This window comes from Gallibacterium trehalosifermentans (assembly GCF_042433055.1).
Classification (GTDB): Bacteria; Pseudomonadota; Gammaproteobacteria; order Enterobacterales; family Pasteurellaceae; genus Gallibacterium; species Gallibacterium trehalosifermentans.
Map to the genome: position 1 here is coordinate 139716 of NZ_JBHLWB010000009.1, position 12324 is coordinate 152039.

Genomic DNA, 12324 nt, shown 5'->3' on the forward strand with positions numbered 1-12324 from the left:
TAATGCTTAAAATAGTTTTCCCCTGCGATGAATGATTAAGGTAGAATACTCACGTTTTCAATCATTAGTTAACAAAGGAGTCAATTATGTATACTGTTATTTTTGGTCGTCCAGGTTGCCCATATTGTGCAAGAGCAAAAGCATTAGCTGAAAAATTAAAAACAACCGTGGAAGATTTTGATTATCGTTATATTGATATTATTGCTGAAGGGATTAGCAAAGCTGATCTTTCAAAATCCGTTGGCAAACCAGTGGAAACTGTGCCACAAATTTTCATTGATGAAAAACCAATCGGTGGTTGCACAGATTTTGAAGCGTTAATGAAAGAAAAATTTGGTGTAGTTGCCTAATTACCCTAGTTAAAAATAGTTTTTAAGTAGAACATAATAAGAACGGAAAGGTTAGTCGCCTTTCCGTTTTTTCTTGCTATTGTTGCAATAGGTGTTTCACTAAATCAATAACCTGTTTGTTTTCAGCTTCGCTGAGTTTCCCTTCTTTGGCAAATTGTACTTTGCCTTGTTTATCTAAAACGACAATCAGTGAATTTTCGGGTTGTAATTGCCATGCTGATTTTACTTTACCATTATCATCAACAATGACTGAAGTGTAAGGGAACGCTTTCTTGCCTTTTTCCGTTTTACTTTTTGCCATACTACTCATTCCTAATGTGGCATCGGCAACATTGACAATCGTTGTTGTTTGATACTGATTATGTGGGAAATTTGCGACTTTAATTTGATTCATTAATGGATCATTTATTGATTTTACCGAGACGCGCCCAGCGATATGTTGTAACACGCGTACTTTTCCTAATAAGGTATTACTATTCCAAGGTTGATATTGTACGTTATCACCTTGTAAAAGCACTTCGCCACTTTGTACATTTGTTACTACTAATGGAGGTTGCCCAATAACTAAATTATGTGCTAGAGCAGAAAAGGGAAGTGCTAAACCAATTAATAAGATTTTTGGTAATAATTTCATTGTTAATCCTTGTATAAAAATTTTGTCTGTTAATTTGTCGCGGTATTGTGCGGCGGTTTTTTCAAAGAGTAAAGAATAAAAATTAATGTAACGCCTAATACGAGGGTAATGCCGAGCCCAATTTTCCAAGTAAGTCGTTCGTGTAGAAATAAAATGGCGAATAAAATACCGAAAATGGGCTCAAGAGCAGAAATAACCCCAGAAATATTAGCAGATACAAAAGGCAAACCATTATTCCATAATTTTGGTGCTAACCAACTACAGACAATGCCTAAATAGAGTAGTGCCATAGTATCTACCACAGATGGCGTAAAATGCCATTGTTGATTCAGTAATAAAGTAAATGGAATACAAAAAATCATACCAAGCATAATGGTAACGGCAGTATAACTTTTCGGAGGAACCTCTCTCATCACTTGTTTCGCCCAGCGGGTAGTAAAGGCAAAAGTAATCGTAGAAGATAGAATTAAAAAGCAGCCCCACGCATCAATTTGACTATTTGGATCATCATCACTGACGACTAACGCAATACCAATAAAAGCGAATAAACCAAGCAGGTATTCAAATTTACTCGCTTTCTCTTTAAAAAAGAGATGACCAACGAAAACCATAATTAAAGGTTGTAGCCCTAGCATTGTTACTGCGCTGGACGCTGAAGTATATTTTAACCCTATGAATTGTAATAAAAAAACTAAGGGATAATTGAGCAGTGAGAGAAGAGCAAGGTCTTTATACAGATGTGGGGGTATTTTCTGAAAAACACGAATAAAGGTTGGCAAAATAATCAATGCCGCAATACAAAAGCGGAACTGCACTAAAATAACAGGTTCAAATGTGTGATACGCTAATTTACCTATTGGTAAAGAGCTACCCCAAATAGCAATAGCAATAAAAAGAAGCAACATTGATGACGTTTTGTAGATAAAACAGGAGTAGCATTATAAAGCTGAAAATTAAGGTGTCGCAACTCTATTTCTTATCGCTGTATGAGAGGAAATTTATTAGACTTATCAGGTAAATTTGTTTAGACTGAGGGCTCGCTAAAAATTGTATTTTTCGAGCAAATTTAGCTTTTTTAGGCTGAAGTGTTCAAAAGTATAAAAATTAACGTGGTTATAAACTTAATTTTACTATTATCTTATTAAAACGGAGAACAATATGTCGTGGAATGATTCAGGACAGGATCCTTGGTCAAAGCCTAATAGTTCAGAGGGGAAAGAGGGAAATAAAAGCAATTCATCTGGACAGAATCAACAACCAAATCGAAATCAAAATAATGATAACCCGCCAGATTTATTAGAAGAGCTTGCCAAGTTTTTTAACAAAATGAATCAAGGTGGAGGGCAAGGTAATAACCAGCAAAATCGCTCTTCTAACACGACACTTACCACTAAAGGAATAGGGAAATTAGCAATTTTTGCCGTGATTGCTGCAATTATTGTTTGGATTGCTAGTGGCTTTTATACCATCAAAGAAGCTGAACGTGGAGTTGTATTACGTTTTGGGAAATTAGAAAAAATTGTCCAGCCTGGATTGAACTGGAAGCCAACCTTTATCGACAATGTGTTGCCTGTTAATGTTGAACGTATTAGCGAGTTAAAAACGCAAGGTTCAATGCTAACACAAGATGAAAATATGGTAACGGTAGAAATGACAGTACAGTATCGTATTCAAGATCCTGCGAGTTATTTATTCCATGTTGTTGATCCACAAGATAGTTTAAACCAAGCAACAGATAGTGCATTGCGCTATGTGATTGGTCATATGAGTATGGACGATATTTTAACCACAGGGCGTTCTGTGGTGCGGGAACGTACGTGGAAATCCTTAAATGAAATTATTAAACCTTACAATATGGGGTTAGAAATCTTAGATGTGAATTTCCAATCGGCTCGTCCACCAGAAGCTGTCAAAGATGCGTTTGATGATGCGATTAAAGCGCAAGAAGATGAGCAACGTTTAATTCGTGAAGCAGAAGCATATGCAAGAGAACGTGAACCAATCGCACGGGGTAATGCACAACGTATTATTGAACAAGCAACAGCCTATAAAGAGCAAATTGTGTTAGACGCAAAAGGGGAAGCTGAACGTTTTACGAAATTAATTCCTGAATTTAAAGCGAATCCACAATTATTAAAAGAACGTCTTTATCTAGAAGCAATGGAAAAAGTAATGTCAGCAACGCCAAAAGTCTTATTAGATAATAATGGTAATAACTTGACAGTCTTGCCATTGGAGCAATTATTGAAACAAAATAAAAACAGTGCATCGGAATATTCAAATCGTTCTCATGAGAGTGCAGTAGCGCCGAAAACTGTGGTAGAGATGCCAAAAGTGCCAGCGAATACTCAATCGAAAGAACTAACTATTGATGCTGATCGTCAAGGGAGATTTTAATGATGCGTAAGTTTTTAATGCCAGTTATTTTTGTAATCGCCATCATTTTATATAGTAGTATTATTGTGATCCCTGAGGGAACAAGAGGTATTATGTTGCGCTTCGGTAAGGTGCAACGTGATGCAGATAATAAAGTTGTCGTTTATAGCCCAGGGTTACATTTTAAAATTCCATTTATTGATGGTATTAAAGTGTTAAATGCACGTATTCAAACCTTAGATGGGCAAGCTGACCGTTTCGTTACTGTAGAGAAGAAAGATTTATTAGTCGATTCTTATGTGAAATGGCGCATTGCAGATTTTGGTAAATTCTTTACTTCAACAGGTGGTGGTGATTATTTACGTGCAGATAGCTTATTAAGACGTAAAGTTAATGACCGTTTACGTTCTGAAATTGGGGCAAGAACAATTAAAGATATTGTATCTGGAACTCGAGGTGAATTAATGTTAGATGCGCGTAAAGCCTTGAATACTGGTGCAGATAGTACTTCTGAACTGGGTATTGAAGTAATTGATGTACGTATTAAACAAATTAATTTACCAGAAGAAGTGTCATCTTCAATTTATCAACGTATGCGAGCAGAACGTGATGCGGTAGCTCGTGAACATCGTTCACAAGGGCGTGAAAAAGCGGCATTTATTCAAGCTGATGTAGATCGTAAAGTAACGGTCATTTTGGCAAATGCCAATAAAAAAGCGCAAGAATTACGCGGGGAAGGTGATGCGGTCGCGGCTAAAATTTATGCTGATGCTTTTGGACAAGCACCAGAGTTTTATAACTTTATTCGTAGCCTGAAAGCCTATGAGAAAAGTTTTGCACAATCTGATAATTTGATGATTGTTAAACCAGACAGTGAATTTTTTAAATTTATGCAACGTCCAGAAGGACAAAAATAACTGAAAAGCCTCAATAAGAGGCTTTTCTTATGTATAACTTATGGATAAAAAGTTTATATTGGGCTAAATACCACTCAATTTCAAAGATTAAGTTTGTACTTTTTAATTGGCGGTAGTAAAGTATTTTGCTGGAATGACCATCACTCTAGAAACGAAATTTAATCATCTAAAGGTAACATTATGGGAAAAAGTATAGCTGTCCTTGGCGCTCAATGGGGCGATGAAGGAAAGGGTAAAATTGTTGATTTATTAACTGATCGTGTGAAGTATGTTGTTCGTTATCAAGGCGGACATAATGCAGGACATACTTTAATTATCAATGGCGAAAAAACAGTATTACGCCTTATTCCATCAGGTATTTTGCGTGATAACGTTACCTGTATGATTGGTAATGGGGTCGTGTTATCACCGTCTGCTTTAATGCAAGAGATGGGGGAATTAGAGGCTCGTGGTGTAGAAGTGCGTAGCCGTTTACTGATTTCCGAAGCTTGCCCATTAATTTTACCGTACCATGTTGCAATGGATCATGCGCGTGAAGCGGCATTAGGTAAAAAAGCGATTGGTACGACTGGTCGAGGTATTGGTCCAGCCTATGAAGATAAAGTTTCACGTCGAGGCTTACGTGTTGGTGATTTATTTAATATGCCAGCGTTTGCAGAGAAATTAAAAACGATTTTAGATTATTATAATTTCCAATTAGTCCATTATTATAAAGTTGAACCAGTCGATTACGACAAAACCTTAGCAGATATTACTGCGGTTGCCGATGTGATTAAAGCTATGGTCGCTGATGTAACCACCATTCTTCACCAAGCAAGAGAGCGTGGCGATAATATTCTCTTTGAAGGGGCACAAGGTACGATGTTGGATATTGACCACGGAACCTATCCATATGTTACCAGTTCAAATACGACTGCGGGGGGCGTGGCGACAGGTTCTGGTTTTGGTCCGCGTAATCTTGATTATGTGCTTGGTATTATTAAAGCCTATTGTACTCGTGTAGGTGGTGGTCCATTTACCACAGAATTATTTGATGAAGTAGGGGCAGAAATTGCACGTAAAGGTAATGAGTTTGGTGCAGTAACAGGGCGTCCACGTCGTTGTGGTTGGTTTGATGCGGTAGCGGTGCGTCGTGCAATCCAGCTGAATTCTATTTCAGGTTTCTGTATGACGAAACTTGATGTATTAGATGGTTTGAAAGAAATTAAGATCTGTGTGGCGTATAAAATGCCAAATGGTGAAATTATTGAATATGCACCATTAGCTGCAGAGAAATGGGAAGGTGTTGAGCCAATCTATGAAACCTTACCAGGGTGGTCAGAAAATACATTTGGCGTAACGGATCTTGCGCAGTTACCAGAAAATGCACGTCAATATATTAAACGTATTGAAGAAGTTACTGGCGTACCTGTAGCAATTCTTTCAACGGGTCCAGATCGAGTACAAACCATGATCTTACAAGATCCATTTGCTTAATTATTACATTCATTGAATAGATGGCTATTTCATTATGGAATAGCCATCTTTTTGTCTGATAAGTTTGCTTATGCGTCTGTTTATTGCGGAAAAACCGAGTTTAGCTCGAGCGGTTGCTGATGTTTTACCAAAGCCTCATCAACGAGGTGATGGCTTTATTCGCTGTGGTGAAGCGGATTATGTAACTTGGTGTGTGGGGCATTTACTTGAGCTAGCAGAACCTGATGCTTATAACCCTGCATTTAAGCAATGGCGTTTAGAACACTTACCTATTATTCCCGAAAAATGGCAATTTTTACCTAAAAAAGCCACCGCGAAGCAGTTATCAGTTATTGCGGATTTAGTGAAACGAGCCGATACCATTGTACATACTGGCGACCCAGATCGTGAGGGACAGTTATTAATTGATGAGGTCTTTGCCTATTTACAGTTGCCAGCGGCAACCATAGAAAATATTCAACGTTGTTTAGTCAATGATCTCAATCCAGCTGCCGTACGTAAAGCGATTGAGAAATTACAGCCAAATAAAGCCTTTCGTTCACTGACCATTTCAGCGTTGGCACGTTCACGAGCAGACTGGTTGTATGGCATTAATATGACCAGAGCTTACACAATACGAGGGCAGCAAGTTGGCTATAAAGGGGTATTATCTGTTGGGCGAGTTCAAACGCCAGTATTAGGGTTGATTGTGCGGCGTGATTTAGAAATTGAGCATTTTGTGCCGAAAGATTTTTATGAAGTGCAGGCAACCATTTATGCGTCAGCAACAAGTGTTGAACAATCTCCACCGCCAACAGGGTATCCGTTCAAAGCGCAATGGAAGCCGAGCGAAGCTTGCGAGCCTTATCAAGATGAAGATGGGAGAGTGTTAGTCAAGTCATTGGCTGAACATGTGGTGAAACGTATACAGCAACAACCCGCCATCGTTACGGAATATCAAAGCAAAACTGAAAAAGAAACAGCTCCTTTACCTTATTCCCTTTCAGCATTACAAATTGATGCTGCTAAACGTTATGGAATGTCTGCTCAAGAGGTATTAGATACTTGCCAACGCTTATATGAAACGCATAAAGCAATCACTTACCCACGTTCAGATTGTCGTTATTTACCAGAGGAGCATTTTACGGAGAGAGCGGCAATTTTTGCTGCGATTAGCGCAAATTGTACAGAATATCAACATGTTGCCGAGGGCTTTAATTCAGAGCAAAAAGGACGTTGCTGGAATGATAAAAATGTTGATGCTCACCACGCCATTATTCCAACGCAAAAACAGCCGTTACGGCTGAATGCACAAGAACAGAAAATTTATCAGTTAATTGCTCGCCAATATTTAATCCAGTTTTATCCAGATGCGGAATACCATAAAACTAAGATTGGTTTGACGATTGCGGGAGGGGGATTTGTCGCGCAAACGCGAGGATTAGCCAATGCAGGTTGGAAACGTCTATTAGGACAAGATGAAAATGATCAACAGAAAACAGCAGCGGCATTACCAACAGTACAAAAAGGTGATCAACTCTATTGTCTTGACGCGGAAGTCATAAGCAAAAAAACACAACCGCCAAGCTATTTTACCGATGCCACTTTACTTTCTGCTATGACTGGTATTGCTCGTTTTGTACAAGATAAGGAATTAAAGAAAATTTTGCGTGAAACCGATGGTTTAGGCACAGAAGCCACGCGTGCAGGTATTATTGAGTTACTATTTAAGCGTGGTTTTCTTACTAAAAAAGGACGTTATATTCGTAGTACTGAGATTGGACGAGTGTTAATTCAGGCGTTACCTGATATTGCAACACAGCCTGATATGACGGCTCATTGGGAATCGCAGCTTGATCAAATTTATCGTAAACAGTTAAATTATCAGACATTTATGCAGCAATTAACTAATCAACTGCCGCAATTAGTGCGTTATATTGATTTACAGAAATTGAGTTCGTTGCGTACTTTAAGTACAAATCAAGCAAACATACCAACAAAGAAGAAACGGAAAAGTAATCAAACAGCTTAACCTGCTAAAACTAATTCAATATCCATATTCCGAATAGTTTTTTGAATATTATCAGGCAACTGAGCGTCAGTAATTAAACGATCAAATGCAGTTAATTCACAAATCCAAAAGGTAGCTAATTTGCCATATTTTGAAGAATCAGTAACTAAGGTTTTATGACGACTTGAAGCTAAAATTGCTCGTTTGACTGCTAATTTGCTTTCATCTGGTGTTGTTAACCCATTTAAACTCCAAGAAGAAGTCGACACAAAAGCTAAATCAATCGAGATGTTACGCAAAAATTGTGCCGCTAATTCACCTACTGCGGAACGATTGAGTTTATTAATTTTGCCACCTGTATGAATTAATTCGCCTTTGCCATGGCTAATTAAAAAATCAGCTACTGCAAAATCATTGGTAATAATTAACAAATCTTCACGCTCAGCAATATGGCGAGCAATTTCTAATGTGGTTGTGCCTGCATCAAGATAAATTGTTGCGTGTTCAGGAATATTTTCGGCTGCATAACGACCAATCTTTACTTTTTCTGCTTGAAATAATAAAGATTTTGCGGTGTGAGTGGGTTCAACAGATAAACGTTGTTGTAACTGTACTCCGCCTGAAACAGAAACCACTACGCCTTTTTTTTCTAACGCTTGAATGTCTCGGCGGATTGTCATATGTGAAACATTTAACAATTCCATTAAGGTATTAATACTAACAATATTTTGTTCGTTAAGGATTGTTAAAATATGTTTTTGTCGTTCTGCGGGAATCATCATTCTATCCTGGCTGTTTTTTGTTAATTATATCCTTGATATTTTTATAAATTCAATATGAATTTTGTATCATTATCTGTTTATTATCACAATGAATCCATAATCCTCCCTCTACTTTTTTCACAAAAAATTACAAAATAATGTTAAGTTTTGTTATAAAGTGTGATCTGGATCGAAGAATTGATTTAGTGAATAGCGTAATATGTGGTCCATACAAAATAAACTACTCAAAGGAGAAATTAAAATGACATATTCAGTAGCCGTTGTTGGCTTAGGTGCAATGGGAATGGGGGCAGCTTTATCTTGTGTAAATGCAGGATTAGATACTTATGGCGTTGATTTAGATGAAAAACTTTTAGCTAAATTGAAAGCTGCTGGTGCAAAAGGAGTAGCAAAAAATGCGGCAGAATTTGCCGATAATTTAGATGCGGTTGTGTTATTAGTGGTGAATGCAAAGCAAGTTAATCAAGTCTTGTTTGCTGAAAATGGGTTAGCAAGTCAGTTAAAACCAGGCACAGTTGTGATGGTTTCCTCAACGATTTCTGCACAAGATGCAAAAGAAATTTCACAAAAATTAACAGAGTTAAATTTAATTATGTTAGATGCGCCAGTATCAGGTGGAGCTGCAAAAGCGGCTGTTGGTGAAATGACAGTGATGGCATCGGGCTCAGAAGAGGCTTTTGCAAAATTACAACCTGTTTTAGACGCTGTGGCGAGCAAAGTTTATAACATTGGTACAGAAATTGGCTTAGGGGCTACCGTTAAAATTATTCACCAATTATTGGCTGGTGTGCATATCGCAGCAGGTGCCGAAGCGATGGCGTTAGCAGCAAAAGCAGGTATTCCATTGAATTTAATGTATGACGTCGTAACACATGCAGCAGGTAATTCATGGATGTTTGAAAACAGAATGAAGCATGTTGTTGATGGTGATTATACCCCGTTATCTATGGTGGATATTTTTGTGAAAGATTTAGGTTTGGTGAATGACACTGCGAAATCATTGAAATTCCCACTTCATTTAGCTAGCACGGCGTACAGTATGTTCACCGAAGCGAGTAATGCAGGTTATGGGAAAGAAGACGATAGTGCGGTAATTAAAATTTTCAGCGGTATTGAATTACCACAAAAACAGGAGAAGTAAGATGTTAGGTGTAATCGCAGATGATTTTACAGGTGCGAGCGATATTGCCAGCTTTTTAGTTGAAAACGGCTTGCGAACAGTACAAATGAATGGGGTACCACATAGTGCGTTAGCAGAAGAAGTAGATGCGATTGTGATCAGCCTGAAATCTCGTTCAAATCCAGTTGCAGAGGCTATCCAACAATCATTAGCAGCGTTGCATTGGCTACAAAAGAATGGGGCAACACAATTCTATTTCAAATATTGCTCAACCTTTGATAGTACTGAAAAAGGCAATATTGGACCTGTTACTGATGCGTTATTAGACGCATTAGGTGAAGATTTCACCATTATTACACCAGCACTACCAGTAAATGGGCGAACAATTTTTAATGGTTATCTTTTTGTTGGACAAGTGTTATTGAATGAATCTGGTATGCAAAATCACCCAATTACACCAATGAAAGATGCGAATTTGCTCCGTTTGATGGATTGCCAAGCAAAAGGAAAAACGGGGTTAGTACCGTATGCCGAGGTAATCAAAGGCGCGGAGAATGTTAAACAGTGCTTTGCACAATTAAAACAACAAGGTTATCGCTATGCAGTGGTAGATGCGGTCGATAATGCGCAACTTGATGTTTTAGCACAAGCGATTAGCGAGATGAAGTTAGTAACAGGTGGTTCTGGTTTAGCTGCTTATATGGCAAAACACCAAGCACAAGGCAAAACACATCAAGCATTTGTGCCGCCAAAAGGGAAAACCGTCATTTTATCTGGTTCTTGTTCTGTGATGACCAATAAGCAAGTTGCTGATTATCAACAAAAAGCGGCGACAAAATGGTTAGATGTTGAACAGGCGTTGACTAGAGATGATTTCGTGGAAGAACTGTTCTCGTGGGTAGTGAAACATTTAGCGGATCCATATGCGCCGTTAGTTTATGCCACTGTACCACCAGAACAACTAAAACAGATTCAACAAAAGTTTGGGGCAGAGGTAGCGAGTCAAGCGATTGAGCACACCTTTGCACAACTGGCTGGTAGATTGCGTGATTATGGCGTAACCAATTTCATTACAGCAGGCGGAGAAACTTCAAGTATTGTAGTGCAACAACTTGGTTTTAAAGGTTTCCGTATCGGTAAACAAATTGCACCAGGTGTGCCTTGGTTAGCCACATTAGATGCTCCTGTTTATCTTGCATTGAAATCAGGCAATTTTGGACATGAGGCCTTTTTCAGTCAGGCTCAGGAGATGATGCAATGAGTGAACAAGAAATTAAAACCTTATTAGTTGAACTCTCTCGCTCGCTATTTGAGCGAGGGTTCAGTGTTGGTGGTGCAGGGAATATTTCAGTACGTTTAGCTGAAAATCGTTTTTTAGTTACTCCAACAGGTTCTTCACTTGGTCGTTTAAAAGAAGATGAATTATCGATAATTGATGGTGAGGGCAATGTATTAAGTGGGAAAAAACCATCAAAAGAGTATTTTTTCCATTTAGCACTTTATGAAAAGAAACCAGAATGCAATGCCATTGTCCATTTACATTCAACCTATTTAACCGCGTTATCTTGTAAAGCAGACCTTGATTACAGTAATGCAATGAAGGCGTTTACACCTTATTACGTGATGCGAGTAGGGCAATTACCAGTGATTCCTTATTATCGACCAGGTGCTGCTGAGATTGGGCGGGATCTTGCAGCAAAAGCAGATCAAGGAAAAGCATTTTTATTAGCAAATCACGGTGTCGTGGTATGTGGAAATGACTTACAAGATGCAGTGGATAATACCGAAGAGTTGGAAGAAACCGCAAAATTACTCTTTATTTTGCAAGGACAAAATATTCGTTATCTCACTGATGCAGAAGTAGAAGAGTTAAAGAATAGGGGGAAATAATCATGCCAAAATTTGCAGCGAATTTATCGATGATGTTTACTGAAGTACCATTTTTAGAGCGCTTTGAGGCAGCAGCCAAAGCAGGGTTTAAATATGTGGAATACTTATTCCCATATGAATATCCAGCCGAAGTTTTAAAAGCAAAACTCAATCAATATGGTTTAAAACAAGTGTTATTTAACACCGCACCTGGCAATGTGTCAGCTGGTGAATGGGGGGTATCCGCCATTCCTGGGCGAGAAGCAGATAGTCATCGTGATATTGATTTAGCGCTGGAATATGCCATTGCATTAGGTTGCCCTAATGTCCATGTGATGGCAGGCGTTGTGCCAGATCCAACAGAATATGCGAAATATAAACAAACCTTTATTGATAATGTGCGTTATGCCGCTGATAAATTTAAACCTTATGGTATTAAGGTGTTATTAGAAGCATTAAGCCCACAAGTGAAACCGAATTATTTAATCTCTAGCCAATATCAAACCTTAGAATTGGTTGAGTTAATCAATCGGGATAATGTGTTTGTACAACTAGACTATTTCCACGCACAAAATGTAGATGGCAACTTATCTCGTTTAACCGATCGTTTAAAGGGTAAATTTGCACATGTACAGATTGCTTCTGTACCAGATCGACACGAACCAGATGAAGGTGAGATCAACTATACCCATATTTTCAACAAACTTGATGAAGTCGGTTATGACGGTTGGGTAGGTTGTGAATATAACCCACGAGGTAAAACCGAAGATGGGTTGGTATGGTTTGCGCAATATAGCAAATAATTGCATT

At 38.3% G+C, this 12324-nt stretch carries 12 protein-coding genes; 9 read left to right on the top strand and 3 right to left on the bottom strand.

Annotated elements, in window-relative coordinates; genetic code table 11:
- Window positions 1–86: 86 nt before the first annotated feature.
- A complete protein-coding gene (locus ACFFHK_RS08450) occupies window positions 87–350 on the top strand; it encodes a GrxA family glutaredoxin (protein ID WP_382371442.1) in 264 nt (87 codons plus the stop codon).
- A 76-nt stretch (window positions 351–426) separates the two neighbouring features.
- Here the strand turns inward: ACFFHK_RS08450 and ACFFHK_RS08455 are convergent, their stop codons facing one another.
- Together ACFFHK_RS08455 and ACFFHK_RS08460 are read right to left on the bottom strand one after the other, a co-directional pair.
- The gene (locus tag ACFFHK_RS08455) at window positions 427–984 is read right to left on the bottom strand and encodes a YtfJ family protein (RefSeq protein ID WP_382371444.1); all 558 of its coding nucleotides are present in this window, start codon (window positions 982–984) and stop codon (window positions 427–429) included.
- A 29-nt stretch (window positions 985–1013) separates the two neighbouring features.
- The gene (locus ACFFHK_RS08460; protein ID WP_382371446.1) at window positions 1014–1889 is read right to left on the bottom strand and encodes a DMT family transporter; all 876 of its coding nucleotides are present in this window, start codon (window positions 1887–1889) and stop codon (window positions 1014–1016) included.
- A 253-nt stretch (window positions 1890–2142) separates the two neighbouring features.
- Here ACFFHK_RS08460 and hflK point away from each other — a divergent pair, with 253 nt between their 5' ends.
- The 4 genes from hflK to ACFFHK_RS08480 all read left to right on the top strand — a co-directional run bounded on the left by hflK (window position 2143) and on the right by ACFFHK_RS08480 (window position 7764).
- The gene (hflK, locus tag ACFFHK_RS08465) at window positions 2143–3381 is read left to right on the top strand and encodes an FtsH protease activity modulator HflK (RefSeq protein WP_382371448.1); all 1239 of its coding nucleotides are present in this window, start codon (window positions 2143–2145) and stop codon (window positions 3379–3381) included.
- A 2-nt stretch (window positions 3382–3383) separates the two neighbouring features.
- Window positions 3384–4277, top strand: a complete 894-nt coding sequence (hflC, locus tag ACFFHK_RS08470) for a protease modulator HflC (protein WP_382371706.1) — start codon at window positions 3384–3386, stop codon at window positions 4275–4277.
- A 180-nt stretch (window positions 4278–4457) separates the two neighbouring features.
- Entirely contained in the window at window positions 4458–5753 is a 1296-nt protein-coding gene (purA, locus tag ACFFHK_RS08475) for an adenylosuccinate synthase (RefSeq protein ID WP_382371450.1), read from the top strand.
- Between the two features lie 70 nt (window positions 5754–5823).
- The gene (locus ACFFHK_RS08480) at window positions 5824–7764 is read left to right on the top strand and encodes a DNA topoisomerase III (RefSeq protein WP_382371452.1); all 1941 of its coding nucleotides are present in this window, start codon (window positions 5824–5826) and stop codon (window positions 7762–7764) included.
- On the opposite strand, the gene ACFFHK_RS08485 is transcribed toward ACFFHK_RS08480, so the two are convergent.
- The gene (locus ACFFHK_RS08485; RefSeq protein ID WP_382371708.1) at window positions 7761–8522 is read right to left on the bottom strand and encodes a DeoR family transcriptional regulator; all 762 of its coding nucleotides are present in this window, start codon (window positions 8520–8522) and stop codon (window positions 7761–7763) included. The two genes, ACFFHK_RS08480 and ACFFHK_RS08485, sit on opposite strands and share 4 nt — an antisense overlap.
- Window positions 8523–8766: 244 nt before the next feature.
- Here ACFFHK_RS08485 and ltnD point away from each other — a divergent pair, with 244 nt between their 5' ends.
- From ltnD to otnI, 4 genes are read left to right on the top strand one after another with little or no spacing between them, the layout of a single operon-like run.
- A complete protein-coding gene (gene ltnD, locus ACFFHK_RS08490; RefSeq protein ID WP_382371453.1) occupies window positions 8767–9666 on the top strand; it encodes an L-threonate dehydrogenase in 900 nt (299 codons plus the stop codon).
- A 1-nt stretch (window position 9667) separates the two neighbouring features.
- Window positions 9668–10906, top strand: a complete 1239-nt coding sequence (gene otnK / locus ACFFHK_RS08495; RefSeq protein ID WP_382371455.1) for a 3-oxo-tetronate kinase — start codon at window positions 9668–9670, stop codon at window positions 10904–10906.
- Window positions 10903–11535 (top strand): 3-oxo-tetronate 4-phosphate decarboxylase, encoded by a 633-nt coding sequence (gene otnC / locus ACFFHK_RS08500; RefSeq protein ID WP_382371457.1) that lies wholly within the window; start codon window positions 10903–10905, stop codon window positions 11533–11535. Before otnK ends, otnC begins: the two co-directional genes overlap by 4 nt.
- Window positions 11536–11537: 2 nt before the next feature.
- Entirely contained in the window at window positions 11538–12317 is a 780-nt protein-coding gene (gene otnI, locus ACFFHK_RS08505) for a 2-oxo-tetronate isomerase (protein ID WP_382371459.1), read from the top strand.
- Window positions 12318–12324 lie beyond the last annotated feature (7 nt).

Bases quoted from the DNA above. Each gene is read 5' to 3' on its own strand.
- ACFFHK_RS08485 (WP_382371708.1), bottom strand. From the start codon at position 8,522: ATGATTCCCGCAGAACGACAAAAACATATTTTAACAATCCTTAACGAA.
- ltnD (WP_382371453.1), top strand. From the start codon at position 8,767: ATGACATATTCAGTAGCCGTTGTTGGCTTAGGTGCAATGGGAATGGGG.
- ACFFHK_RS08480 (WP_382371452.1), top strand. From the start codon at position 5,824: ATGCGTCTGTTTATTGCGGAAAAACCGAGTTTAGCTCGAGCGGTTGCT.
- purA (WP_382371450.1), top strand. From the start codon at position 4,458: ATGGGAAAAAGTATAGCTGTCCTTGGCGCTCAATGGGGCGATGAAGGA.
- ACFFHK_RS08460 (WP_382371446.1), bottom strand. From the start codon at position 1,889: ATGTTGCTTCTTTTTATTGCTATTGCTATTTGGGGTAGCTCTTTACCA.
- otnK (WP_382371455.1), top strand. From the start codon at position 9,668: ATGTTAGGTGTAATCGCAGATGATTTTACAGGTGCGAGCGATATTGCC.
- ACFFHK_RS08455 (WP_382371444.1), bottom strand. From the start codon at position 984: ATGAAATTATTACCAAAAATCTTATTAATTGGTTTAGCACTTCCCTTT.
- hflC (WP_382371706.1), top strand. From the start codon at position 3,384: ATGCGTAAGTTTTTAATGCCAGTTATTTTTGTAATCGCCATCATTTTA.
- hflK (WP_382371448.1), top strand. From the start codon at position 2,143: ATGTCGTGGAATGATTCAGGACAGGATCCTTGGTCAAAGCCTAATAGT.
- otnI (WP_382371459.1), top strand. From the start codon at position 11,538: ATGCCAAAATTTGCAGCGAATTTATCGATGATGTTTACTGAAGTACCA.
- otnC (WP_382371457.1), top strand. From the start codon at position 10,903: ATGAGTGAACAAGAAATTAAAACCTTATTAGTTGAACTCTCTCGCTCG.
- ACFFHK_RS08450 (WP_382371442.1), top strand. From the start codon at position 87: ATGTATACTGTTATTTTTGGTCGTCCAGGTTGCCCATATTGTGCAAGA.